Source organism: Pseudomonas sp. 10(2024), assembly GCF_045164175.1.
GTDB classification, from domain to species: domain Bacteria; phylum Pseudomonadota; class Gammaproteobacteria; order Pseudomonadales; family Pseudomonadaceae; genus Aquipseudomonas; species Aquipseudomonas alloputida.
Genome location: NZ_CP174006.1, coordinates 609,662 through 635,052, shown reverse-complemented (window position 1 = coordinate 635,052; position 25,391 = coordinate 609,662). Strand labels below are relative to the sequence as shown.

Genomic DNA, 25,391 nt, shown 5'->3' with positions numbered 1-25,391 from the left:
ATGACACGGTGAGGGCTTCGCCCTCATATCGCGACGCGTGGCCGCGCCCACAAAAACAAGCAATCCGTGCAGTTTTTGCGGGGCGGCCCCGTCAATTACGACGACAGGTACGAAGACCGGGTCAAGCCCAGGCGCAAGGCATCCAGATACTGGGTCCGCTCACGCGCAGTGATCTTGGCGCTGGCAACCTTGTCGCGGTAATGCGTCATCAACTCTTCCGGCGACAGGTGCACGTAGCGCAGCATGTCTTCGATGGTGTCGTGGGTTTCGATACCGGCGTGGTACACGCTGCCGTCGGCATTCTGGTAGATGTTCACCGAATCGGTGTCACCGAACAGGTTGTGCATGTCACCCAGGATTTCCTGGTAGGCACCCACCAGGAACACGCCCAGCAGGTAATCCTCACCCTCCTTCACCGCATGCACCGGCATGCTGGTTTCGATGCTCTGCTCGTCAACGTACTGGTTGATCTTGCCGTCGGAATCGCAAGTCAGGTCCTGCAATACCGCACGCCGCATCGGCTCTTCGTCCAGGCGGTGCAGCGGGATGATCGGCAGGACCTGGCCGATGGCCCAGGTGTCTGGCAGGCTCTGGAACACCGAGAAGTTGCAGATGTACTTGTCGGCCAGCTTGTCGTTCAGCTCGTCCAGCACCTGGCGGTGCGAGCGCTGGCGGGCTTTCAGCGAGTTGTGCAGGCGGCGGCACACGGCGAAATAGCACTGCTCGGCCAGGGCCTTCTCGCCCAGGCTCAGCTTGCCATCGGCGTACTGCGCGGCCACATCACCCATGTAGTGGGTGGCGCGCCAGTAGGTCTCGGTGACCATCTCGATGTCGGTCGGGCCAAGCAGGTCGACCAGCCACTGCACGGTCTCGGGCAGGGCTTCCTTGTTCTCGATGGTCGGTACGTCGTCGTTGTGTTTCTCGACGTCGGTCACCTGGATCACCAGCATGGCGTGGTGCGCGGTCAGCGAACGGCCACTCTCGGAGAAGATGTGCGGGTGCGGCAAGCCCTGCGCGTCGCAGAACTCCTTGAGCATGCCCACCACCACGCCGGCGTAGTCGTCCATGTCGTAGTTGATCGAGCTGGCATTGCGCGAGTGGGTGCCGTCGTAGTCCACACCCAGGCCGCCACCCACGTCGATATGGTCGACCGGCAGGCCCAGCGCACGCAGTTCGCCGTAATAACGGATGGCTTCCTTGAAACCGTGCTGGTAGTCAGCCAGGTTGGCGATCTGCGAACCCATGTGGAAGTGCAGCAGGCGGATGCCCTGATCCAGGCCCGCATCGCGGAAGCGCTGCACCACCGAAAGCAACTGGGCGGCGGACAAACCGAACTTGGACTTCTCGCCACCGGTGTCGGCCCACTTGCTCGAGGCCAACGACGAAAGGCGAACGCGCAGGCCAACCTGTGGTTTCACCTTGAGCTCGGCGGCCTCTTCGATCACCAGGGCCACTTCCGACTCTTTCTCGATGACGATGAACACATTGTGGCCAAGCTTCTGACCCATCAGCGCCAGGCGAATGAACTCACGGTCCTTGTAGCCGTTGCAGACGATGGTGCCGCCCTTCGGCGCCAGCGCCAGCACTGCCAGCAACTCGGGTTTGGAGCCGGCTTCCAGGCCGATGGAAACGTTTTGCGTGGCGATGATGTTTTCCACCACCGCTTCCTGCTGGTTGACCTTGATCGGGTACAGTGCGGTGTACTGGCTCTGGTATTCCAGGCGCGCGATGTTGGCGTCGAAGGCACCGGTCAGCTGGCGCACACGGTCCTGCAAAATGTCAGGGAAGCGCACCAGCAAGGGCAGCGACAAGCCGCTCTGGCGCAGTTCGTCGACCTGTTCGAACAGGTCGATCGGAGCGCTTTGAGGGCCGTTGGGGCGTACTTCGACGCGCCCGGCTTCATTGATGGCGAAATAGCCAGCGCCCCAATGGCGGATACCATAAACACTGCGGCTGTCGGCCACGGTCCATTGGCTACCATCGTCTTTGCGTGTGCGTCGTACGGACATTCAAGTCCCCTATAGATAAGTCGAAGACACTGCCCGCAGGCAGCGGGGCGAGTGTAAAAGCTGAAAATGACGATTCATCCGTGCTCAGGCATAGACTCTGACCACGGGAACGAGTTTAGAAAGCGCTGGGCAAAAAATCGCGCGATGGCCTCAGCCGCCGGACTTTTTCGCCTTGAAACCCTGTTTGGTCAGCTCGCCGATCAACAGCTCGACATGGTCGCCCTGGATCTCGATAACCCCGTCCTTCAAGGCGCCGCCGGTACCGCAGCGGCGCTTGAGCGTGGTCGCCAGCTCTTTGAGCTGATCGGGCGGCAGCGGCACGCCGGTGACGGTGGTCACGGTCTTGCCGCCACGGCCTTTGCTTTCGCGGCGCACGCGGGCAATGCCGTCGCCTTCGGGGATGATTTGCTGCTTGCAGGTGCAGGCGTCCACCGGCTGGCCACAGTCGGGGCAGTGCCGACCGGCGTCGGTGGAGTACACGAGACCGCCAAGGGCGGAAAAGGAAGAAGCTTTCTTGGCCACTTTTGTTCCTCGGTGCTGAGGACAAAAACTGGTCGTGCCTTGGGGTTGAGGCCGACCGCGAAGCCCCACTCTGGCAGGGGCGGCGCTACTGCTGCAAGAATTGCGGCAGCCCGAAAAGGGCGCGCAGTGTAACGATAAATACGCCGGTTGTGTAGGAGCGGATTTACCCGCGAACAAGGGCAAAGCCCTTGCCCTGGGAAACGGGTGTCTGGGCCGGTATTTCGCGGGCAAACCCGAGCCTACAAAGTGGCCTTGTAGCGCTGTAACGCCGCCAACGAGTCCGGGCAATAAGGCTTGCTCAGGCTTTCCTGCTCAGCCTGTTCCAGACCGATGAAGCGCGCTTCAATAACCTCTTCCGGCTGCAACCGCAACGGCGCATCCGACACCGCCGAATACACCGCGCACCACAAGCGGTTATCCGGCTGGTCGAAATAGAACCGCTCGTGAAAGCGCAGCTCGGCGCCCTCGATGCCCAGCTCTTCGGCCAGCTCGCGCGCAGCCGACTCGGCATACGCTTCGCCAGCCGCGACCATGCCGCCCGCCGCCACATCCCAATACCCGGGGTACAGCGCCTTGCTCAGCGTACGCCGGTGTACACACAATTCACCGGCACTGTTGAACAGCAGAATGAACGTGCAGCGACCGATCAGGCCACGCTCGCGCAGCTCGGCACGGGGCAAGGCGCCCAGTACCTGGTCGGTTTCGTCCACCCAGGTGACCAGCTCGCGGTCGGAAGCCGCCCGATGGGCGGCCTCGGTTGGGCTGATAGCCATCATCAACCCTGCGACAGCAGCTGACGCAGATCGATAACCGCAGCGTTGGCCCGGGAAATGTAGTTGGCCATGACCAACGAGTGGTTGGCCCACATGCCGAAGCCACTGCCGTTGAGCACCATCGGGCTCCACAGCGACTCTTGCGAGGCCTCCAGCTCACGGATGATCTGACGCACGCTGACGGTGGCATTCTTCTTCGCCAGCACGTCGGCGAAGTCCACCTCGATGGCACGCAGCAGGTGCGACAGCGCCCAGGCTTGGCCACGGGCTTCATAGAACACGTTGTCGATCTGCAGCCATGGGGTTTCCACCAGCTCCTCATCCACCTGCGGCGCCTGGCCGGCAACGACCGACTCGGTCTTCAGCGTGGTGTTGAGCTTGACCCGGCCAACGCTGGCCGACAGGCGCTGCGACAGCGAGCCCAGACGGGTGGCGACGTCACCCAGCCAGTTGTTCAGGTTGTCGGCGCGGGTATAGAAGATAGCGCCCTTGTCGCCGGCAGCCAGACGGGTCTGGTAGCGGGTCAGCGACTTGATGCCCTCTTCGAACTCCGACTCGCTCGATGGCAGGATCCAGCTCTTGTTGTCGAAGTTGAAGCGCGGCTCGGCCTTGGCCAGGTCGGCGTCTTCGGTGGACTGCGACTGCGAACGGGCGAAGTCTTTACGCAGGGCACGGGACAGGTCGCGGACCTGGACCAGCACGCCATATTCCCAGCTTGGCATGTTGTCCATCCACAGCCCTGGCGGGAAGCGGTCGTTGGAAATGTAGCCGCCCGGCTTGTTCAGCAAGGTGCCGGCCACGGTCTTGAGGGTTTCGACGGTGGTATAGCCCACCACCATCTGCTGGCCAGTACGTTCGGCTGCGGCCTGGGCGTTTTGCTGCACCGGGAACAGAGCAGGCTCCTGGCTCCAGTACCAGCCCAGGCCGATACACACCAGCAGGTACAACCCGATCAGGGTCCCCAGGGCACGGCTCCAAAGGCCGCCAAGGTAGCTACGGGCGGCAGCGCCGCGCCCGTCGACACGCTCACGGGGCTCGGCTTTGGCCTCGCGGTTTTTCCAGTCCAGCATGGCTTTGTCCTTATCAGTCACGACGGTTCAGGGGCTTTGACCACAGGCCTGCGCTAGCGTGCCACGGGAAGCCCGAATGGCTGCACTATAAAGCAGACACCACCGTACGCATAAGCGACCATTCAGTCAGCAACTGAATATTCGTTCTGCCCGCTTTGTTGACGCAGGGCACTCACGCACGTGAAAAGAGCTGCTAGCATAGAGCCATCATTGCCCCTGCACATCCCAACCTATAAGTAGCCAGGACATGAGCCAAGCAGTCGAGCCGAGCCCGCAGTGCCCCGTCCAACAGTTGACGCGTAACGGCCTGCGCAAGGACGACCCGCTCGACCAACTGCTGCTGCCCGTGCGCAAACCGGTGTACATCCTGCTGCAGGACCACGAGCGCGCCCAGCGCCTGGCCCAGCAACTGGAATTCTTTGGTCTGGTGGTGCAGGCGTTGCCCAGCGCCGCAGCGTTTCTCGCCTCGATCAGCGAGTACCCGCCGTCGGCCATCATCATGGATGTCGACTTCACCGGCGCCGGCCTGGGCTTGCTGCTGGCCGCTCAGGTGCAGCAGGGCCTGGCACGCTCCATTCCGTTGCTGTTCTTCAGCCATCACGAAGCCGACACCCCTACCCGCCTTGCCGCAGTACGCGCCGGCGGTCAGGACTTTCTCACCGGCAGCCTGGAAGCCTCCAGCTTGCTGGAAAAGGTCGAACTGCTGACCAACACCGCCCCGCACGACCCGTTGCGCGTGCTGATCATCGACGATTCGCGCACACAGGCCATGTACACCGAGCGTGTACTGGCCGGCGCCGGCATGCTCACCCGCAGCCTGACCGACCCGATCCGCACCATGGCCGAGCTTGCCGACTTCCAGCCCGACCTGATCATCCTCGACCTGTACATGCCGGCCTGCACCGGCCCGGAGCTGGCCAAGGTAATCCGCCACAGTGACCGTTATGTGAGTGTGCCGATCATCTACCTGTCTGCCGAGGACGACCTGGACAAGCAACTGGATGCCATGAGCGAAGGCGGTGATGACTTTTTGACCAAACCGTTTCGCTCACGCCACCTGATCACTACCGTGCGCAACCGCGCCGCCCGCGCCCGCCATTTGAAGGCACGCATGGTCCGCGACAGCCTGACCGGGCTGTACAACCACACTCATATCCTGCAGCTGCTGGAAGACTGCAGCTTCCGCGCCCGCCGTGAGCAGCAGCCGTTGAGCTTTGCCATGCTCGACATCGACCACTTCAAGAAGATCAACGACCGCCACGGCCACCCCATGGGCGACCGAGTGATCAAGAGCCTTGCCCTATTCCTCAAGCAGCGCTTGCGCAAGACCGACTTCATTGGCCGCTACGGTGGCGAGGAGTTCGCCATCGTCATGCCCAATACCGCGCTGGATGCCGCACACAAGGTGCTGGACGAAATTCGCCGGCGCTTTGCCGAAATTCTCTACCCGGCGCAGCCGCGCGATTTGCAGTGCACCTTCAGTGCCGGGGTGGTGCAACTGGACGAGGGGCTGGATGCACTGACCATGGCCAGTGCAGCGGACGAGGCGCTGTACCGGGCCAAGCATGCGGGGCGCAATTGCGTCGTTCGTGTAGAGCCCTGAAATTCGCACTCACTGTGCCGGCTTCTTCACAGACTCGCCCGCTTCCGCAGGCATTTCACACACCTCAAATCTGGAGGTAAACCTGTGGGAGCGGGCAAGCCCGCGAAGAGGCCAGCGCCGGCCACACCAATAGAGGCACTGTGCCACTTTTTTATGACGCCAAGCCCCTGGCGTCATCACCCCGTCACAAAATCGCAATAACTTCAGGCGCCTACCTCTCCCCTGCGCAGGAAGTTCGCGGCTATGCGCCTGAAGTGGCTGACCAATTTCAACACGCTGTTGCTGGTGACCGTGTGTATCGCCTTGGGCGCCACCCTGTGGTGGTCACAGCGCGCCCTCGAACGCCCCTACCAGCTGATGGAGCGCTATCTGGGCCTGTCTCAGCAGTTCCAGAACCAGGCGGCGCGCAATATCCAGGCCTACCTGGGCAGCGGCGACGCCCTGCGCCAGGCCGCCGCCATGGAGGCGACCCAGCAGTTGCAGGCCGCACTGACGGACTGGCCGGTAGAGCTGGCCGAGAAGTTGCGCCCCAGCCTGGATAGCCTGCAGGCCTTCACCGCCAACGAACTGCTGGCAGCCGGCAAGCTGGCCGGCGACCCACAAGCCCTGCTGCTGCAAGCCGAGCGGGAGCTGGGGGCGAACTTCGAGCAGATGGCCAGCTACGCCCGCGACAGTGGCAACGCCGAAGCCAATCGCTACTTGCTGCCCTTGCTCGACGCCACCCTGCATCTGGGGCGGCTGTCATTGGCTCGCGACAAGCTGGTCAGCAGCGGCCGCCCGGAGCTGGCCGACGAGGTGGAGCGCGAGCTGCAACTGATCCGCGCCCAGGCCCAGACGGTCGACGGCCTGCCACTGCTCGGCGTAACCCGCACGGCCGAATCCGGAGCCGACGACTTCGCTGCGATGATGGGCCTGGAATCCCAGAGCAGCGCCCAGCAGGAAGACATTGCCGTGGGCCTCAAGCGTGAATTGCAAAGCCTGCTCAACCGCTACCCGGCCGAACTGCAACGCACCCGCGAACAGATCGAGCGCCGCGCCGAACTGGCCGCCACCACCGGCCAGCGCCTGGAAGCCGTACAACAGGCCATCGCCGCGCTGGAACCCGAAGTACGCGGCCAGCATGCGAAAATCGCTGCCGAGGTGCGCATCATCCAAGGCCTGATGATCGGTCTTATCCTGCTGATCGCCCTATTGATCGATACGCTGCAACGGCGCCTGGCCCGTACCCTGACCGGACTGGCCCCGGCCCTGTCACGCTGGGCCGAGGGCGACTTCGCCCAAGCCATCGCCCTGGGCAAGACCAACCGCGAACTGCACGACATCCAGGAGTCGCTCAACCGCCTGCGTCAGTACCTGGTGGAGCTGGTCGGCACCATCCGTCATAACGCCGAGCAGGTGGCCGGCAGCAGCCATGCCCTGGCCGGCATGAGCGCTGCGCTGCACGGCGGCGCCGAGCGACAGGCCGGCGATACCGGGCAGATCCGCGATGCCTTGGGCGAGCTGGAAGCAACCATTCAACAAGTGGCTGGTGATGCCAGCGCCGCCGCCGAGGCCAGCCGCGATGCCGGGCGTGCGGTGGAACAAGGCCAGGCGGTAATCGGCCAGAGCCTGTCGGGCTTGCGTGAACTGGTCGATGAAGTGCAAGGCAACGCCCGCATGATCGAACAATTGGCGGAAGAGTCGGCCACCATTGGCGGGGTACTGACGGTGATCCGCTCGATTGCCGAGCAGACCAACCTGCTGGCACTGAATGCCGCGATCGAAGCGGCCCGTGCCGGCGAGATGGGCCGTGGCTTTGCCGTGGTCGCCGATGAGGTGCGCTCACTGGCTCAGCGCACCACGGGGGCTACCGGCGAGATCCAGGCGTTGATCGACCGCCTGCAGCAGGCCGCCAGAAGTTCGGTGGCAGGGATGCGCGCGCAACTGGAGCATGCCGAGGCCACGGCCAACCAAGCCCAGGCGGCGGATGGGGCACTGGATGAGATTGTCTGTGCCATTCGCACCATTTCCGATACAGCGGTGAGGATTGCCGATGTCACGGCACAGCAGAGTGGCGCGGTGAGCGAGATTCGTGACCACAGCGAGCGGATCCACGAACTGGGTGAAGACAACCTGCAGCGCATTGGCGAGGGGCGTGAACAGGGTGAACAGCTGCTGAGCCTGGGCGGTGAGCTGAACCGGGCGGTGCGAGCGTTCAGGGTCTGAGATCGAGCGCCGCCCGCGCGGCGCTTCGCGGGTAAACCCGCTCCTACGTTTGTTTCGGGCCAATTATTCCTGCGCATCCGTTATCATGCCGGGCACGTTCCACCTCGCGAGTCCGCCATGCGCCGCCTGTTTTTCATGCTGTTCCTGCTGCTGGCCAGCCCGGCCTTCGCCACAGGCCTGCTCGACAACCGCCCCAGCGCCACCCTTGGCGCCGCTTCGCTGGCCAACAACGCCGACTTCCTGCCGGTACACGAGGCCTTCAAGCTCAACCTGGTCCAGGCCGATGCGCAAACCATCAAGCTGCGCTTCGTTGCCACCGATGGCTACTACCTTTACCGCCACCGCTTCCAGTTCCGCACGGAACCGGCCGATATCACCCTGGGCACACCGAACATCCCCAAGGGTGAGGCCAAGCACGATGAATTCTTCGGCGACGTCGAGGTGTACCACGGCGTGCTCGATATCGAGTTGCCACGTAAAGACCCGCGCGCCTTCACCCTGCTGGTGGGCTACCAGGGTTGCGCCGACAAGGGCTTGTGCTACCCGCCGGAAACCGCACGCCTGAGTATCGATGGCGAAGGCGTTGCAAACACGCCAGCCACCCGCGAACACGGCTGGAACTGGAAGTCGCTGCTGCTGTTCTTCCTCGCTGGGGTCGGCCTGACCTTCACCCCCTGCGTGCTGCCGATGTTGCCGATCCTTTCCGGTGTCGTGCTGCGCGGCCAGGTTGGCGGCGTGCGCGGCCTGGCGCTGTCGCTGGCCTACGTGCTGCCAATGGCCGCCAGCTTCGCGGTGCTCGGCGCACTGATGGGCCTGTTCGGCGCAAGCCTGAACCTGCAGGCGCGCCTGCAGTCGGCCTGGGTGCTGGTACCTTTCGCGCTGTTTTTCGTAGTGTTCGCCCTGGCCATGTTCGGCCTCTTCGAACTGAGGCTGCCCCAGGCCCTGAGCAACCGCCTGAACAACGTCGCCAACCACACCCGCGGCGGCTCGCTGCTGGGCGCAGCTGTGCTCGGTGTGCTCTCCAGCTTGCTGGTTTCTCCGTGTGTATCGGCACCCCTGGCCGGTGCCTTGCTCTATATCAGCGCCAGCGGCGATGCCCTGGGTGGCGCACTAAAGCTGTTCGCCCTGGGTTTGGGCATGGGTGCACCGCTGCTACTGGTGGCTACCGGTGGCGCGGCCTGGCTGCCCAAAAGCGGCCCGTGGATGAATACGGTAAAAAACGCCATTGGCGTACTGCTGCTGGGGCTGGCCATCGGCTTGCTCAGCCGTATACTGCCGGGCCCTGCGACCTTGCTGCTGGTCGGTTTCCTCGCTGCGGGTGTGGCACTGTTCCTCGGTGCGCTGGAATTCGTCGTCAAGACGACGGCCCAGCGCCTGGCGCAACTGCTCGGTCTGGCCTTGCTGGTGTACGCGCTGGCTTGCTGGTACGGCGCCCTCACTGGCCAGGGCGACCCACTGCGCCCACTGCCAGTTGCGTCACTGGCCGCCAGCGGCGGTCTGCCGGCAGCAAAAGCCGATGCCTGGCAGACCATCACCTCACCTGATGCCATGGACGCAGCCCTGGCGCAAGCCAAGGCCGCCGGCCAGCCAGTGCTGCTGGACTGGTACGCCGACTGGTGCATCAGTTGCAAGGTAATCGAGCATGAGGTGCTCAATGCACCGCAGGTGCAAACACAGCTGGCCGGCTTCAAACTGCTGCGGTTCGACATCACCGAAAGTAATGCCGAGCAACGCAAGCTGCTCGACCGCTATCAGCTGTTCGGCCCACCCGCCCTGCTGTTTTTTGCTGCGAACGGCAGCGAAATTACCGCTGATCGGGTGATTGGCGAGATAAATGCCGGTGAATTCGCGCAGATTCTGACGCGCGTGCGCGGCAAAGTCGGTCTATAACTTCCCGCGAGCTCGGAAAAATCCTGTAATGAGTGACCGGATTTAATTATCCGGTCACATACTTCGCGCGAACCTCGGACATCGTGCTGGCTATTGCCGGGAACTGGACACTTGCCGTTGCTTTACGGCACACTCGCCGCGCTGTGTCGAATTGCCCTACAAATCCAAGGAATCCGCAGATGGCAACGCTACTGGTGCTCCACGGCCCAAACCTCAACCTGCTCGGTACTCGCGAGCCAGGCCACTACGGCGCCGTGACCCTGGCTCAGATCAACCAGGACCTGGAGCAACGTGCCCGCGCCGCAGGCCACCATCTGCTGTACCTGCAGAGCAATGCCGAATACGAACTGATCGACCGCATTCACGCCGCACGCAACGAGGGTGTGGACTTCATCCTGATCAATCCGGCTGCTTTCACCCACACAAGCGTCGCATTACGTGACGCATTGCTTGCGGTGAGCATCCCATTCATCGAAGTGCACCTGTCCAACGTGCACAAACGCGAACCGTTCCGTCACCACTCCTACTTTTCCGATGTTGCCGTAGGGGTGATCTGCGGTCTGGGCGCCAGCGGTTATCGCCTGGCCCTGGAGTCCGCGCTGGAACAACTGGCTGCCAACGCACAGCCCAAATGATGAAAACCCTGGCCTAAGTGGGCCGGGGTTCGAGAGAAACGTTTCAGATACGTTTTTTGTATTTCGCCCCCTGACCGAACCTTTGGGAGTTGATGATTAATGGATATCCGTAAAGTCAAGAAACTGATCGAGCTGCTGGAAGAGTCTGGCATCGACGAACTGGAGATCAAGGAAGGCGAAGAGTCGGTCCGTATCAGCCGTCACAGCAAGACCCCAGCTGCCCAGCAGTTCTACGCACCGGCGCCTATGGCCGCCGCCCCTGCCGCTGCGCCGGTTGCCGCTGCTGCACCAGCCGCCGAAGCCACTGCTGCCGCCCCGGCCCTGAAAGGCACCGTGGTCCGCTCGCCAATGGTAGGTACCTTCTACCGCAAGCCTTCGCCGACCTCGCCTAACTTCGCTGAAGTTGGCCAGTCCGTGAAGAAAGGCGACACCCTGTGCATCGTCGAAGCCATGAAGATGATGAACCACATCGAAGCCGATATTGGCGGTGTCATCGACGCCATCCTGGTAGAAGACGGCCAGCCGGTTGAGTTCGACCAGCCGCTGTTCACCATCGTTTGAATCGCGGAGAGCCAACGATGTCTGGGAAGCTCGAAAAAGTCCTGATCGCCAACCGCGGGGAAATTGCCCTGCGGATCCTGCGTGCCTGCAAAGAGCTGGGTATCAAGACCGTCGCCGTGCACTCCACTGCCGACCGTGAACTGATGCACCTGGGCCTGGCAGACGAGTCGGTCTGCATCGGCCCTGCATCGTCCAAGGATTCCTACCTGCATATCCCGGCGATCATCGCTGCCGCCGAAGTGACTGGCGCCACTGCGATTCACCCGGGTTACGGCTTCCTGGCGGAAAACGCCGACTTCGCCGAACAGGTGGAAAAATCCGGTTTCGCCTTCATCGGCCCGAAAGCCGACACCATTCGCCTGATGGGCGACAAGGTTTCGGCCAAGGACGCGATGATCAAGTCGGGCGTACCGACCGTACCGGGCTCCGATGGCCCACTGCCAGAAGACGAAGAAGTTGCCCTGGCGATTGCCCGTGACGTCGGCTACCCGGTGATCATCAAGGCCGCCGGTGGCGGTGGTGGTCGCGGCATGCGCGTGGTGCACAAGGAAGAGGACCTGATTTCCTCGGCCAAGCTCACCCGTACCGAAGCCGGTGCAGCCTTCGGCAACCCGATGGTTTACCTGGAGAAGTTCCTGACCAATCCACGCCACGTGGAAGTACAGGTACTGTCCGACGGCCAGGGCAACGCCATTCACCTGGGCGACCGCGACTGCTCGCTGCAGCGCCGTCACCAGAAAGTACTGGAAGAAGCACCAGCCCCGGGCATCGATGAGAAAGCCCGTCAGGAAGTGTTCAAGCGCTGCGTCGATGCGTGCATCGAGATCGGCTACCGTGGTGCCGGTACTTTCGAGTTCCTGTACGAAAACGGCCGCTTCTACTTCATCGAGATGAACACCCGCGTGCAGGTTGAGCACCCGGTATCGGAGATGGTCACTGGCATCGACATCGTCAAGGAGATGCTGAGCATCGCCGCTGGCAACAAGCTGTCGTTCCGCCAGGAAGACGTGGTGATCCGTGGCCACTCGCTGGAGTGCCGGATCAACGCCGAAGACCCGAAGAAGTTCATCCCGAGCCCAGGCAAGGTGAAGCACTTCCACGCCCCGGGCGGCAACGGCGTACGCGTCGATTCGCACCTGTACAGCGGTTATTCGGTTCCGCCGAACTACGACTCGCTGATCGGCAAGCTGATCACCTACGGCAAGGACCGCGACGAAGCCATGGCGCGCATGCGCAATGCCCTGGACGAGATCGTCGTCGACGGCATCAAGACCAACATCCCGCTGCACCGCGACCTGGTGCGTGATGAAGGCTTCTGCAAAGGCGGCGTCAACATTCACTACCTCGAGCACAAACTGGCCAACCAGGAGTGATCGTGTAGTGTGATGTACCAGAACCCCGGCCCTGTGCCGGGGTTTTTTATTGCCTGCCAGAATCCGGGGCCGCGTTGCGGCCCTATCGCGACACAAGGCCGCTCCCACAGGGATCGCGCCAGCTTTTAGAAATTGAGCAAGACAGTTACTCCCACAGGTTGCGCGCATGCCTCAGGACCGACGCCGTCTTTGTGGGAGCGGCCTTGCGTCGCGAAAGGGGCGCAGCGCGCCCCCAGGGCTCTACCCCTTCATCCGCGGCATGTCGATGCGATGCTCATGCACTCGCCGGTAAAGCGTCGCCCGCGAAATGCCCAAAGCCCGTGCCGCATCAGCCGGCTTCCAGCGATGGCGGATCAGCGCGTCCAGCAACAGCTGCCGGGCCGGGCACGACACCCCGCTTTCAGCCGAGCCAACCGCTTCACCGCGCACCTCCTGCGGCAGATCCTGCAGCCGCACCTGCCCGCCCTCACTCACCGCACAGGCATACCGCAACACCTGCCGCAGCTGGCGCAAATTGCCCGGCCAGCGATAAACCAGCAGCGCCTGCAGCGCGTCATCCGCCAACACCACCTCCACCCCGCAGGCCGCCGCCTCTTCGGCCAGTAACTGGTGAATCAGCCCCAGCCGGTCATCACGCTCACGCAAGGGGGGAAGCTCGAAACGGGCATTGGCCAGGCGGAAGTACAAGTCTTCACGAAATCGCCCGTCCTCCACCATCGCCGCCAGATCGCGATGGGTCGCACAGATCACCTGAATATCCACCCGCTCCCGCCGCGCCGCACCCAGCGGCGCCACCTCACCCTCCGCCAGCACCCGCAGCAGGCGGGTTTGCAGGTTCAGCGGCATGTCCCCGATCTCGTCGAGGAACAGCGTGCCGCCATCGGCCTGCTGCAACAGCCCTTGCATGCCTTTGCTGGAAGCCCCGGTGAAGGCCCCGGCCACATAGCCGAACAACTCGCTCTCGATCAGGGTTTCCGGAATGGCCGCGCAGTTCAGGGTAACGAACGGGCCATCACAGCGCTGGCTTTGCTGGTGCAGCTGGCGGGCGAATACCTCCTTGCCGGCCCCGGTCTCACCCAGTACCAGCACCGCCAGGTTGCAGTCCTTGACCCGCGTGGCCAGCCGCAGGTGCTGCTCGATACGGGTGTCCTGGGCCTGGCGCACAGGCTGCGCACGCTGGCGTTGCTGCGGTGCACTGACCCGGCCATACAAACCACCCAGACCGGGCAGGCGCTGGGCGGACGACGCGCTCACCCGGCGCAGTTGGTCGATGTCGAACAGTTCGCCTATATGCTCGGGCAAGCGCCCCAGGCGTTCCACCAAGCGTTGCCGCGCCAGGCTGTTGATCGCCTGCAAGCGGCCATCGGCATCCCAGGCCAGCAGGTAGTCGGGCTGGCTCTCCACATAGCCCGGCGTACCATGGGCGCGCATCACCCAGTGGCCTTGGGCGCTGTGCATGAAGAAGGCGTTTTCGATCTCGCGGGCCGTTTGCTCGACCAACTGGCGGATCAGGTGCTGGCTGCGCCGATCGTCCGGCGACTGCAAGGCCGACACATCGACCACGCCCAACAACTCACCCAACGGGTCGAACACCGGCGCCGCTGTGCAGGTCAGGCCGATGAAGGCGGCGCGAAAGTGATCGCGCTTGTGCACCGTGACCGGAGCCTTGCTGGTCAGCACCGCCGCCACGCCGCATGTGCCCTCCTCGCCCTCCGACCAGCAGGTCCCCAGATACAGCCCGGCCTTGCGACAGTCGTTGCGGATGGCCGACTCGACCCGGTAATCGATGGTGCGCCCCTGGGCATCGGTAAGCAGCACACAGTAGTCAGCGCCGCGCACCCGCTCATGCAAGCGCGCCACGGCATCGCTGGCGATGCGCAGGAACAGCTCGGCGCGTTCGCGGCATTCGTTGAGCAGGCTTTGGGAAAGGATACGCGGCCCCTGCTGGGAACCGGGGTCGAGGCGGTACACATCCATGGAGCGGCGCCATGAATCGAGGATCAGCGGTGGTACCGGCGCCTGCGGCAGGCGGTCGGCATTCTTCAACACCCTGCTGACGCAGTCCACATGGGCTCGGGAGTTCGCGGCAAGCATTCAGGCCCTCCGGTTCTCGTTACTGTTTTTATCGTTGTCCGGCCATTAAGCGCCTCTGGGCATGCCCCGACAAGCACTGTGTGATTACCGGCTGGCTTGAGACGCAGCGTCTCAGTGTCTCGGCTAAGCAGGCCCGGCGCTGGCACCCGGCGTCTCGCCACCCTACCCGTGAAAACCTGCCCGAACACGACCAGAGCCCTCTAGCCCGGCCACTTCAGCCATCGCGAAGAAAGCTGGCACCCCGCTTGCTCCTGCCCTTGCAAACAAAAATACGAGGTGCGCCATGCCGCTACCCGCCCCGATTGTCGGGATCATTGCCAACCCTGCCTCTGGCCGCGACCTGCGCCGCCTGACCGCCAATGCCGGGCTCTATTCGAGCACCGACAAGGCCTCGGCTATCCAGCGCCTGCTGGCCGCTTTCGGTGCCACCGGCATTGGCCAGGTGTTGTTGCCCAGCGACATGACCGGCATCGCTGCCGCCGTGCTCAAGGCCAGCCAGGGCCCGGGGGCCCGTGACCAGCACTGGCCGGCCATCGAGATCCTCGACCTGCCACTGAGCCAGACCGTGGCCGATACCCGCCTGGCTACCCGGCGCATGGTCGAGCGCGGCGTGGCGATGATCGCCGTGCTGGGCGGTGATGGCACCCACAAGGCGGTCGCCGCCGAGGCCGGTGACGTGCCGCTGCTGACCCTGTCCACCGGCACCAACAACGCCTTCCCCGAACTTCGTGAAGCCACCAGCGCAGGCCTGGCTGGTGGCCTGCTTGCCAGTGGCCGGGTACCGGCCAGCATCGGCTTGCGCCGCAACAAGCGCTTACTGGTGAACGTGCCGGAACAACAGCTGGCCGAGTGGGCCTTGGTCGAGGTGGCCGTGTCGCCGCAGCGCTTCATCGGTGCCCGTGCGCTCAGTCGCAGCGAGGACCTCTGCGAAGTCTTCGCCTGCTTCGCCGAACCCCACGCCATCGGCCTGTCGGCCCTGTGCGGTCTGTGGTGCCCGGTGTCACGGCAAGATCCGCACGGCGCCTGGGTACGCCTGGCCCCCGACGCCGAACAGGCGCTGTTGGCGCCGTTGGCGCCCGGGCTGCTGCAAGCCTGCGGCATCACTGCCTGCGGTCCGCTGACACCCGGCGTCGCCCAGCGCCTGAGCCTGGCCAGCGGCACCCTGGCGCTGGATGGCGAACGCGAAATCGAATTTGCCGAGCATGACACCCCCACCATCACCCTCGACCACCAAGGCCCACTCAGCGTGGACGTCGAGGCCGTGCTGGCGCATGCCGCCCGCCACCACCTGCTGGCCGTCCCGCGCGGCCACCGGCTGCACCCTGCAAACCCGTGTTGAGACAACCCCGGAGAACAACAAGATGTCCAATCAACTCAGTACTGAACAACTGCTGCATGCCTATGAAGTCATGCGGACCATCCGCGCCTTCGAAGAACGCTTGCATGTGGAGTTTGCCACCGGCGAAATTCCCGGCTTCGTCCACCTGTATGCCGGCGAAGAAGCCTCTGCCGCCGGGGTCATGGCCCACCTGCGCGACAGCGACTGCATCGCCTCGACCCACCGCGGCCATGGCCACTGCATCGCCAAAGGCGTGGACGTGTACGGCATGATGGCCGAGATCTACGGCAAGAAGACCGGCGTGTGCGGTGGCAAAGGCGGCTCGATGCACATTGCCGACCTGGAAAAGGGCATGCTCGGTGCCAACGGTATCGTCGGCGCCGGCGCACCACTGGTGGCCGGGGCGGCGCTGGCGGCCAAGCTCAAGGGCCGTGATGACGTGTCGGTAGCCTTCTTCGGCGATGGGGCATCCAACGAGGGCGCCGTGTTCGAGGCCATGAACATGGCGTCGATCATGAACCTGCCCTGCATCTTCGTGGCCGAGAACAACGGCTACGCCGAGGCCACTGCCTCCAACTGGTCCGTAGCCTGCGACCACATTGCCGACCGCGCTGCCGGCTTCGGCATGCCAGGCGTCACCATCGACGGCTTTGACTTCTTTGCCGTATACGAGGCCGCCGGCGCTGCTATCGAGCGCGCCCGCTCCGGGCAAGGGCCGTCGCTGATCGAGGTCAAGCTCAGCCGTTACTACGGCCATTTCGAAGGCGATGCGCAAACCTACCGCGCCCCTGATGAAGTGAAGAACCTGCGCGAATCCCGCGACTGCCTCATGCAATTTCGCAACAAGACCACCCGCGCCGGCCTGCTCACGGCCGAGCAACTGGACGCCATCGACGCCCGCGTCGAGGACCTGATCGAAGACGCCGTTCGCCGCGCCAAATCCGATCCCAAGCCACAGCCCGCCGACCTGCTCACCGACGTCTACGTCGCCTACCCCTGAGCCGCGGATTACAAGAACAACAGGAGAACCACCATGGCAAGAAAGATCAGCTACCAGCAGGCCATCAACGAGGCCCTGGCCCAGGAAATGCGCCGCGACAGCACAGTGTTCATCATTGGCGAAGACGTCGCCGGCGGTGCCGGTGCGCCCGGCGAGGATGACGCCTGGGGTGGCGTGTTGGGCGTGACCAAAGGCCTGTATCACCAATTCCCCGGCCGCGTGCTTGACGCGCCGCTGTCGGAAATCGGCTACGTCGGCGCGGCCGTCGGTGCTGCCACCCAGGGCCTGCGCCCGGTGTGCGAACTGATGTTCGTCGACTTCGCCGGCTGCTGCCTGGACCAGATCCTCAACCAGGCCGCCAAGTTCCGCTACATGTTCGGCGGCAAGGCAGTAACCCCGCTGGTGATGCGCACCATGTATGGCGCCGGCCTGCGCGCAGCCGCCCAGCACTCGCAGATGCTCACCTCGCTATGGACGCACATCCCCGGCCTGAAAGTGGTGTGCCCATCCTCGCCTTACGATGCCAAGGGCCTGTTGATCCAGGCGATCCGCGACAACGACCCGGTGATTTTCTGCGAACACAAACTGCTGTACAGCATGCAGGGCGAGGTGCCGGAAGAGGTGTACACCGTACCGTTCGGCGAAGCCAACTTCTTGCGCGATGGCGACGACGTGACCCTCGTTACCTACGGGCGCATGGTGCATGTGGCGCTGGAGGCCGCCAACAACCTGGCCCGCCAGGGCATCGACTGCGAAGTGCTGGACCTGCGCACTACCAGCCCGCTGGACGAGGACAGCATTCTGGAAAGTGTGGAGAAGACCGGCCGCCTGGTGGTGATTGATGAAGCCAACCCGCGCTGCTCGATGGCCACCGACATCAGCGCGCTGGTGGCACAGAAGGCTTTTGGCGCACTCAAGGGACCGATCGAAATGGTCACCGCGCCGCATACCCCGGTGCCGTTCTCCGACGCCCTGGAAGACCTGTACATCCCTGACGCGGCGAAGATCGAAGCCGCCGTGCGCAAGGTGATCGAAGCCGCAAGGAGTGCCGCATGAGCCAGATCCATACCCTGACCATGCCCAAGTGGGGCCTGTCGATGACCGAGGGCCGGGTGGACACCTGGCTCAAGCAGGAAGGTGACGAAATCAGCAAGGGCGACGAGGTGCTGGACGTCGAGACCGACAAGATCAGCAGCAGCGTCGAAGCGCCGTTCAGCGGTGTGCTGCGTCGCCAGGTGGCCAAGCCGGATGAAACCCTGCCCGTCGGCGCACTGCTGGCGGTGGTGGTCGAAGGCGAAGCAGAGGAGGCCGAGATCGATGCCGTGGTACAGCGCTTCCAGGCCGAGTTCGTCGCCGAAGGCGGCGCCGACCAGAGCCAGGGGCCGGCCCCTCAGAAGGCGGAAGTAGGCGGGCGCCTGCTGCGCTGGTTCGAGCTGGGTGAAGGCGGCACACCGCTGGTGCTGGTGCACGGCTTTGGCGGTGACCTCAACAACTGGCTGTTCAACCACCCGGCGCTGGCTGCCGAGCGGCGGGTCATCGCCCTCGACCTGCCGGGCCACGGAGAGTCGGCCAAGGCCCTGCAGCGGGGCGACCTGGATGAGTTGAGCGAAACCGTGCTCGCCCTGCTCGACCACCTGGACATCGCCAAGGCCCACCTGGCCGGCCATTCCATGGGCGGAGCCGTCAGCCTCAACGTGGCGCGCCTGGCCCCGCAGCGGGTGGCCAGCCTGAGCCTGGTGGCCAGCGCCGGCCTGGGCGAAGCGATCAACGGGCAGTACTTGCAAGGTTTCGTCACCGCGGCCAACCGCAATGCACTCAAACCGCAGATGGTGCAGTTGTTTGCCGACCCGGCGCTGGTCACCCGGCAAATGCTGGAGGACATGCTCAAGTTCAAGCGCCTGGAAGGTGTGGACCAGGCCCTGCAGCAACTGGCAGGGGCGCTCGCCGACGGCGACCGGCAGCGCCATGACTTGCGCGGAGTACTTGGCAATCACCCGGCACTGGTGGTGTGGGGTGGCAAGGATGCGATCATCCCGGCCAGCCATGCCGAGGGCCTGGAAGCCGAAGTGCAGGTGCTGCCAGAGGCCGGCCACATGGTGCAGATGGAGGCGGCCGAACAGGTCAACCAGCAACTGCTCGCATTCCTGCGCAAGCACTAAGCCCTTTTCGTGAGCCTGGAGAACAACAATGAATGACCTGAGCCACACCCACATGCGCGCGGCCGTCTGGCATGGCCGCCACGATATTCGTGTCGAACAGGTACCTTTCCCGGCCGACCCTGCGCCTGGCTGGGTGCAGATCAAGGTGGACTGGTGCGGCATCTGCGGCTCCGACCTGCACGAATATGTTGCCGGCCCGGTGTTCATCCCGGTAGAGGCCCCGCACCCGCTGACCGGCATTCAGGGCCAGTGCATCCTCGGCCATGAATTCTGCGGCCACATCGCCAAGCTTGGCGAAGGCGTGGAAGGCTATGCCGTAGGCGACCCGGTGGCGGCAGACGCCTGCCAGCATTGCGGCACCTGCTATTACTGCACCCATGGCCTGTACAACATCTGCGAACGCCTGGCGTTCACCGGCCTGATGAACAACGGTGCCTTCGCCGAGCTGGTCAACGTGCCCGCCAACCTGCTCTACCGGCTGCCGCAGGGCTTCCCCGCCGAAGCCGGGGCACTGATCGAGCCGCTGGCGGTGGGTATGCACGCGGTGAAAAAGGCCGGCAGCCTGCTTGGGCAAACCGTTGTAGTGGTGGGGGCCGGCACCATCGGCCTTTGCACCATCATGTGCGCCAAGGCTGCAGGTGCGGCACAGGTCATCGCCCTTGAGATGTCCTCTGCGCGCAAAGCCAAGGCCAAGGAAGTGGGCGCCAACGTGGTGCTGGACCCCAGCCAGTGCGATGCCCTGGCGGAAATCCGCGCACTGACTGCAGGGCTGGGCGCCGATGTGAGTTTTGAGTGCATCGGCAACAAACATACGGCCAAGCTGGCCATCGACACCATCCGCAAAGCAGGCAAGTGCGTGCTGGTGGGTATTTTCGAAGAGCCCAGCGAGTTCAACTTCTTCGAGCTGGTGTCCACCGAGAAACAGGTGCTGGGGGCGTTGGCGTACAACGGCGAGTTTGCCGACGTGATTGCCTTCATTGCTGATGGTCGGCTGGATATTCGCCCGCTGGTAACCGGCCGGATCGGATTGGAGCAGATTGTCGAACTGGGCTTCGAGGAACTGGTGAACAACAAAGAGGAGAACGTGAAGATCATCGTTTCACCAGGTGTGCGCTGATTGCACCTTGAAGGCAACGTGGCACCTGTGGGAGCGGGTGGGCCTGCGAACAATGCAACACAGTGGAGGGCACCGGCTTTGCCGGTGTTCGCGGCTGAAGCCGCTCCTACAGGGTACGCGCAAGGTTCAAAGGCTGTGCGCTGGCACAGGGGCTCGCTGTCTCAGGATCCCATTCTGCGTCATACTCGGCAGACCTATTGCCCGGTCCTCGCCATGCGTCCACTGCTCCCCATTACCCTGGTCCTGCTGCTCGCCGCCTGTGGCGATGGCGAATCGCTGCTCCCGCCCGACGCACGGCTGCCTGACGGTGGGCGTTACCGGGGGCAGGTGGTCGATGGCCTGCTGCAGGGTGAGGGCCGGATCGACTACCCCAACGGCAGCTGGTACGCCGGCAGCTTCAAGGATGGCCAGTGGCACGGCCAGGGCGAATGGCATGGGCAGAACGGCGAGGTCTACCGTGGCCAGTTCGCCGAGGGGCTGTTTCAGGGCCTGGGTGACCTGATCACCCCAGGCAGCCACTATAGCGGCACCTTCCGCCACGGCCGCCGCGACGGCGAGGGCACCCTCAAGCAAGCCGACCAGACATACCGCGGTCAGTTCAAGGACGACCTGTACGACGGTGCAGGCCAACTGGAACTGGCCGACGGCAGTCGCTACCAAGGCCTGTTCGCCAAGGGCAAGCCTAACGGCGCCGGGGTGCGCAGCGATGCCAGCGGCAACCAGTTCAGCGGCCACTTCGTCAACGGCCAGCTACAAGGCGCCGGCACCTACGACAGCGTTGATGGCGAGCAGTACATCGGCGAATTCAAGGACAACCGCCTGGAAGGCCGAGGCCGCTACGAAAATGCCGATGGCGACGTGTGGATCGGTGAATTCAAGGATGGCTCGCTGATCGGCGAAGGCGAGTTGCTGGGCAGCGATGGCAGCCACTACAAGGGTGAGTTCGCCGACTGGCGTCTGTCGGGCCAGGGCAGCCTGCAACTGGCCGACGGCAGCAAGTACATCGGCGGTTTCCTCAACGATGCCTACCATGGCCATGGGCGGCTGATTCTGCCCAGTGGCAAGGTCGAAAGCGGAACATGGGCCAACGGCGTGCGCGTGCGCGACCAGAATGGCAAGCTGCTGCCAGACCCACTGGACCTGGCGTTGCTCAACCAGGGCCGGCTGCTGGACGAGGCGCTGGCTCGGGTACCTCGCTCGGCGCCACCGATCCAGCTGTATAGCCTGGTAGTGGCCGGCGATGGCCAGCAAAGCGTATTCCTGCGCGAAGCCGACTACGTAAGCAACATGCTAAAGGTGCGCTTTGGCGCCCGTGGCCAAGTGACCCTGGTCAACCACCGCGACCACATGGCCACACGCCCCATGGCCACCCGCGAAAACCTGTCCCGCGCCGCCACCACCCTGGCAGAGCGCAGCGGCCCTGAAGACCTGGTGTTCATCTACCTCACCAGCCATGGCAGCCAGGACCACCAACTGGTGCTCGACCAGCCCCGCCTGCAGCTGGCCGACCTGGCCGCTGACGAGCTGGCCACTGCCCTGGCACCGCTGAAGGATCGCGACAAGGTAATCGTCATCTCCGCCTGCTATTCAGGGGGCTATATCGCGCCGCTCAAAGACGAGCGCACGCTCATCATGACCGCTGCCCGGGCCGACCGCGTTTCCTTCGGTTGCTCGGAGGAAGCCGACTTCACCTACTTTGGCGATGCCCTGTTCGCTGAAGCGCTGAACCAGACCGACGACCTGAAACAGGCGTTTGAACTGGCGCGTGCCAGCGTTGCCGAAAGAGAACAAAGGGAAGGCTTCGAGGCCTCCGAGCCGCAGTTGTGGGCACCGCCGGCCGTGCTTGAGCACTGGCACCAGCTGCGCCAGCAACAAGCCGAAGAAGCGTTGCGTAACGCCACACAGGCCAACGTGAGCAAGCAGGCAAAAATGCCCGGCACTCACTAGACTTGAGTGTAACAAGGGAGAGACATCATGTACTTGACGCCTCAGCATGTCCTGCTTGCCGGAGCCACCGGTCTGACCGGTGAACACCTGCTAGACCGCCTGCTCAACGAGCCCACCATCACCCGTGTCCTGGCGCCTACACGCCGGCCATTGGCCGAGCACCCGCACCTGGAAAACCCGGTGGGCGACCCGGCGGTATTCCTTCCGCAACTGGCCGGGCGGGTCGACATCGCCTATTGCTGCCTGGGCACCACGCTGAAGCAGGCGGGTTCCGAATCGGCTTTCCGCGCAGTGGATCTGGACATGGTGGTCGCCTTCAGCAAGCGTGCCCGGGAAATGGGCGCACGGCATCTGCTGGTGATCAGTGCAGTGGGCGCCGACCCTAAGTCGTCAATTTTCTATAACCGGGTCAAGGGCGAGATGGAAGAAGCGCTCAAGGCTCAGGACTGGCCACAGCTGACCATCGTGCGGCCCTCGTTCCTGCTGGGCGAGCGGCTGGAGCCACGGCTGACTGAACAGCTAGTTGCACCGTTTTCCCGGTTCATACCCGGGAAATACCGGGGAATCGAGGCTTGTACCCTGGCGCGGGCGCTGTGGCGGCTGGCGCTGGAAGAAGAAGACGGCGTGCGGGTTGTGGAGTCGGATGAGTTGCGCAAGCTGGGCAGGATCTAGGCTTCGCTTGTGCTGGCCTCTTCGCGGGCGCGCCCGCTCCCACAGGGTCTCCATAATCTTCCAGTGACTACTCACCAATAGGAATGGGCGTGCCGGCGAAGAGGCCATCACAGGCCGCCGCTAGCCTGGAAGCCTATGCCGGCCGCTGTCAGCAAAGACAACGGCAGCAGCAGGGTATCAAGCAACATGCTCCCCGGCAGATCCAGACGCGGATACGCTGGAGCGTCAGCCCCGTAATGATCCCGCGGGCAACACCCGCCATTGATCACATACAAATCCAGCCGGGTACCGGCATACACCACCGGTGCGCACGGCTTGTTGGCATCCAGCGTGCGCACCGTGGCGCAGCCACCCAGCATCACCAGCGCCAGCAATCCCGCCAGTGCTCGCTTCAATCATCCACCCCGAAGTGGTGCTCGCCCCAACGCGGCAACATGTCCTGGGGGATGTTCAGCAGGTTGAGGATACGCGCCACGACAAAGTCGACCAGGTCGTCGATGGTCTGCGGCTGGTGATAGAACCCCGGTGCCGCCGGCAGTATCACCGCGCCCATTTGCGACAGCTTGAGCATGTTTTCCAGGTGGATGGTGGAGAATGGCGCTTCGCGTGGCACCAGGATCAGCTGGCGACGCTCCTTGAGGGTAACGTCGGCAGCACGCTCGATCAGGTTGTTGCAGGCGCCAGTGGCGATGGCCGACAAGGTGCCAGTGGAACAGGGGACCACCACCATTGCCGCCGGGGCGCCAGAGCCCGAGGCTACCGGCGACATCCAGTCTTCCTTGCCGTATACCCGGATCTGCCCATCGGCCGCGCCGGTGTATTCAGTCAGGAAGGCCTGCATCGCCTGGGGCTTGGCCGGCAACACAACATCCGTCTCGGTGGCCATCACCAACTGCGCGGCCTTGGAAATCAGGAAGTGCACCTCGCGGTCTTCTCGTACCAGGCAATCGAGCAGGCGAAGGCCATACTGGGCACCCGAGGCGCCCGTCATGGCCAGGGTGATGCGTTCCGGCCCGCTCACTTCAGCGCCTCGGCCAGCTTGCCGTGCAGGCCGCCGAAGCCGCCGTTGCTCATGATCACCACATGGGTGCCTGGGCGAGCCTGACCTTTGACCCGCTCGATGATCGCTTCGAGGCTATCGGCCACCACGCTCGGCACCTTGCACTGCGCGGCGGTGGCGGCCAGATCCCAGCCGAGGTTGGCCGGCGCATACCAGATCACCTGGTCGGCGTCGTTGACGCTTTCTGGCAGGCCGTCACGATGGGCGCCGAGTTTCATCGAGTTGGAGCGTGGCTCGATCACCGCGATCACAGGCGCCTCCCCCACCCGCTTGCGCAGGCCGTCGAGCGTGGTGGCAATGGCGGTCGGATGGTGGGCGAAGTCATCGTAGATGGTCACACCTTGTACTTCGGCAACCTTCTCCATACGCCGCTTGACGCTCTTGAACGCACTCAAGCCGTCGATGCCCATGGCCGGTACCACGCCTACATGACGCGCTGCTGCCAGGGTGGCCAAGGCGTTGGCGACGTTGTGCTGGCCGGTCAGCGCCCAGTCCACCACACCCTGCACTTCGCCCTCGAACAGTACTTCAAAGCGCGAGCCATCTGGGCTGAGCAGGCGGGCTTGCCACTGGCCGCCCTCCCCGGTGGTTTGCACAGGGGTCCAGCAGCCCATGCCGATCACACGCTCCAGCGCTTGCTCGGTGGTCGGGTGGATGACCAGGCCTTCGCTGGGGATAGTCCGCACCAGGTGATGGAACTGCCGCTCGATCGAGGCCAGGTCCGGGAAGATGTCCGCGTGATCGAACTCAAGGTTGTTGAGGATCGCGGTACGCGGGTGGTAGTGGACGAACTTCGAGCGCTTGTCGAAGAAGGCGCTGTCGTACTCGTCGGCTTCCACCACAAAGAACGGCGTGTCGCCCAAGCGGGCCGACACCGAGAAGTTCTGCGGCACGCCGCCAATCAGGAAGCCCGGACTCATGCCGGCGTGCTCCAGCACCCAGGCCAGCATGCTGCTGGTGGTGGTCTTGCCGTGAGTACCGGCAACGGCCAGCACCCAGCGGCCTTGCAGCACGTGGTCGGCCAGCCACTGCGGGCCGGAGACGTAGGGCAGGCCCTTGTTCAGCACGTATTCAACCGCTGGGTTGCCGCGCGACATGGCGTTGCCGATGACCACCAGGTCTGGCGCCGGATCCAGCTGGGCCGGGTCATAGCCTTGGGTCAGTTCGATACCCTGGGCTTCGAGCTGGGTGCTCATTGGGGGATAGACGTTGGCGTCAGAGCCGGTGACGCGGTGGCCAAGTTCCTTGGCCAGCACCGCCAGCGAACCCATGAAAGTGCCGCAAATACCGAGAATGTGAATATGCATGGTCGACCTCGCAAAACATCGAGGCAGGGTAGCCCAGGGCGCGACAAATCGCACC

General features: G+C 63.9%; 21 protein-coding genes. 13 read left to right on the top strand and 8 right to left on the bottom strand.

The genetic code is table 11. The features are described from left to right. Positions 1 to 95: 95 nt before the first annotated feature. From speA to ACI7M0_RS02810, 4 genes are all read right to left on the bottom strand, one after another. Positions 96 to 2,009, bottom strand: a complete 1,914-nt coding sequence (gene speA / locus ACI7M0_RS02825; RefSeq protein ID WP_010951840.1) for an arginine decarboxylase — start codon at positions 2,007 to 2,009, stop codon at positions 96 to 98. 150 nt (positions 2,010 to 2,159) lie between these two features. Then, on the bottom strand, positions 2,160 to 2,531 hold the full coding sequence (locus ACI7M0_RS02820; RefSeq protein ID WP_003255318.1) for a translation initiation factor Sui1: 372 nt from the start codon (positions 2,529 to 2,531) through the stop codon (positions 2,160 to 2,162). A 239-nt stretch (positions 2,532 to 2,770) separates the two neighbouring features. After that, positions 2,771 to 3,304, bottom strand: a complete 534-nt coding sequence (locus tag ACI7M0_RS02815) for an NUDIX hydrolase (protein ID WP_010951839.1) — start codon at positions 3,302 to 3,304, stop codon at positions 2,771 to 2,773. Between the two features lie 2 nt (positions 3,305 to 3,306). After that, positions 3,307 to 4,374: a DUF2333 family protein gene (locus ACI7M0_RS02810; protein ID WP_049587200.1), complete on the bottom strand. Its 1,068-nt coding sequence runs from the start codon at positions 4,372 to 4,374 to the stop codon at positions 3,307 to 3,309. 247 nt (positions 4,375 to 4,621) lie between these two features. On the opposite strand from ACI7M0_RS02810, the gene ACI7M0_RS02805 reads away from it, so the two are divergent. From ACI7M0_RS02805 to accC, 6 genes are all read left to right on the top strand, one after another. Further along, positions 4,622 to 5,977, top strand: coding sequence for a diguanylate cyclase (locus tag ACI7M0_RS02805; RefSeq protein WP_010951837.1), 1,356 nt, complete (start codon positions 4,622 to 4,624; stop codon positions 5,975 to 5,977). A 243-nt stretch (positions 5,978 to 6,220) separates the two neighbouring features. Next, a complete protein-coding gene (locus ACI7M0_RS02800) occupies positions 6,221 to 8,182 on the top strand; it encodes a methyl-accepting chemotaxis protein (RefSeq protein WP_129932105.1) in 1,962 nt (653 codons plus the stop codon). A gap of 117 nt (positions 8,183 to 8,299) precedes the next feature. Next, positions 8,300 to 10,072, top strand: coding sequence for a protein-disulfide reductase DsbD (locus ACI7M0_RS02795; RefSeq protein ID WP_129932104.1), 1,773 nt, complete (start codon positions 8,300 to 8,302; stop codon positions 10,070 to 10,072). A gap of 179 nt (positions 10,073 to 10,251) precedes the next feature. After that, entirely contained in the window at positions 10,252 to 10,707 is a 456-nt protein-coding gene (gene aroQ, locus ACI7M0_RS02790) for a type II 3-dehydroquinate dehydratase (RefSeq protein WP_010951834.1), read from the top strand. A 99-nt stretch (positions 10,708 to 10,806) separates the two neighbouring features. Continuing rightward, positions 10,807 to 11,268 (top strand): acetyl-CoA carboxylase biotin carboxyl carrier protein, encoded by a 462-nt coding sequence (gene accB, locus ACI7M0_RS02785; protein WP_010951833.1) that lies wholly within the window; start codon positions 10,807 to 10,809, stop codon positions 11,266 to 11,268. 17 nt (positions 11,269 to 11,285) lie between these two features. After that, positions 11,286 to 12,641 (top strand): acetyl-CoA carboxylase biotin carboxylase subunit, encoded by a 1,356-nt coding sequence (accC, locus tag ACI7M0_RS02780; RefSeq protein WP_003255333.1) that lies wholly within the window; start codon positions 11,286 to 11,288, stop codon positions 12,639 to 12,641. A 240-nt stretch (positions 12,642 to 12,881) separates the two neighbouring features. Here the strand turns inward: accC and ACI7M0_RS02775 are convergent, their stop codons facing one another. Further along, a complete protein-coding gene (locus ACI7M0_RS02775; RefSeq protein ID WP_064492936.1) occupies positions 12,882 to 14,735 on the bottom strand; it encodes a sigma-54-dependent Fis family transcriptional regulator in 1,854 nt (617 codons plus the stop codon). A gap of 283 nt (positions 14,736 to 15,018) precedes the next feature. On the opposite strand from ACI7M0_RS02775, the gene ACI7M0_RS02770 reads away from it, so the two are divergent. The 7 genes from ACI7M0_RS02770 (at position 15,019) to ACI7M0_RS02740 (ending at position 22,969) form a co-directional block, all read left to right on the top strand. Further along, complete coding sequence (locus tag ACI7M0_RS02770) at positions 15,019 to 16,074, top strand: ATP-NAD kinase family protein (protein WP_108191695.1); 1,056 nt, start codon at positions 15,019 to 15,021, stop codon at positions 16,072 to 16,074. Positions 16,075 to 16,096: 22 nt separating this feature from the next. Then, positions 16,097 to 17,074, top strand: coding sequence for a thiamine pyrophosphate-dependent dehydrogenase E1 component subunit alpha (locus tag ACI7M0_RS02765; RefSeq protein ID WP_010951830.1), 978 nt, complete (start codon positions 16,097 to 16,099; stop codon positions 17,072 to 17,074). Between the two features lie 33 nt (positions 17,075 to 17,107). Next, entirely contained in the window at positions 17,108 to 18,130 is a 1,023-nt protein-coding gene (locus ACI7M0_RS02760) for an alpha-ketoacid dehydrogenase subunit beta (protein ID WP_010951829.1), read from the top strand. Beyond that, positions 18,127 to 19,233, top strand: coding sequence for an acetoin dehydrogenase dihydrolipoyllysine-residue acetyltransferase subunit (locus ACI7M0_RS02755; protein ID WP_010951828.1), 1,107 nt, complete (start codon positions 18,127 to 18,129; stop codon positions 19,231 to 19,233). The genes ACI7M0_RS02760 and ACI7M0_RS02755 overlap by 4 nt, the downstream gene beginning before the upstream one ends. Positions 19,234 to 19,285: 52 nt before the next feature. Further along, positions 19,286 to 20,350, top strand: a complete 1,065-nt coding sequence (locus tag ACI7M0_RS02750; RefSeq protein ID WP_256658183.1) for a 2,3-butanediol dehydrogenase — start codon at positions 19,286 to 19,288, stop codon at positions 20,348 to 20,350. A 213-nt stretch (positions 20,351 to 20,563) separates the two neighbouring features. Further along, entirely contained in the window at positions 20,564 to 22,297 is a 1,734-nt protein-coding gene (locus ACI7M0_RS02745) for a C13 family peptidase (RefSeq protein WP_129932102.1), read from the top strand. Positions 22,298 to 22,324: 27 nt separating this feature from the next. Then, positions 22,325 to 22,969, top strand: a complete 645-nt coding sequence (locus ACI7M0_RS02740; protein ID WP_104960714.1) for an oxidoreductase — start codon at positions 22,325 to 22,327, stop codon at positions 22,967 to 22,969. A gap of 107 nt (positions 22,970 to 23,076) precedes the next feature. Here the strand turns inward: ACI7M0_RS02740 and ACI7M0_RS02735 are convergent, their stop codons facing one another. From ACI7M0_RS02735 to mpl, 3 genes are read right to left on the bottom strand one after another with little or no spacing between them, the layout of a single operon-like run. Next, positions 23,077 to 23,364 (bottom strand): YceK/YidQ family lipoprotein, encoded by a 288-nt coding sequence (locus ACI7M0_RS02735; RefSeq protein ID WP_129932101.1) that lies wholly within the window; start codon positions 23,362 to 23,364, stop codon positions 23,077 to 23,079. Next, positions 23,361 to 23,990 carry a flavin prenyltransferase UbiX gene (ubiX, locus tag ACI7M0_RS02730; RefSeq protein WP_013970698.1) on the bottom strand — a complete coding sequence of 210 codons (630 nt, stop codon included), beginning with the start codon at positions 23,988 to 23,990 and terminating at the stop codon, positions 23,361 to 23,363. Before ubiX ends, ACI7M0_RS02735 begins: the two co-directional genes overlap by 4 nt. Next, entirely contained in the window at positions 23,987 to 25,336 is a 1,350-nt protein-coding gene (gene mpl, locus ACI7M0_RS02725) for a UDP-N-acetylmuramate:L-alanyl-gamma-D-glutamyl-meso-diaminopimelate ligase (protein ID WP_064492931.1), read from the bottom strand. The genes ubiX and mpl overlap by 4 nt, the downstream gene beginning before the upstream one ends. Positions 25,337 to 25,391 lie beyond the last annotated feature (55 nt).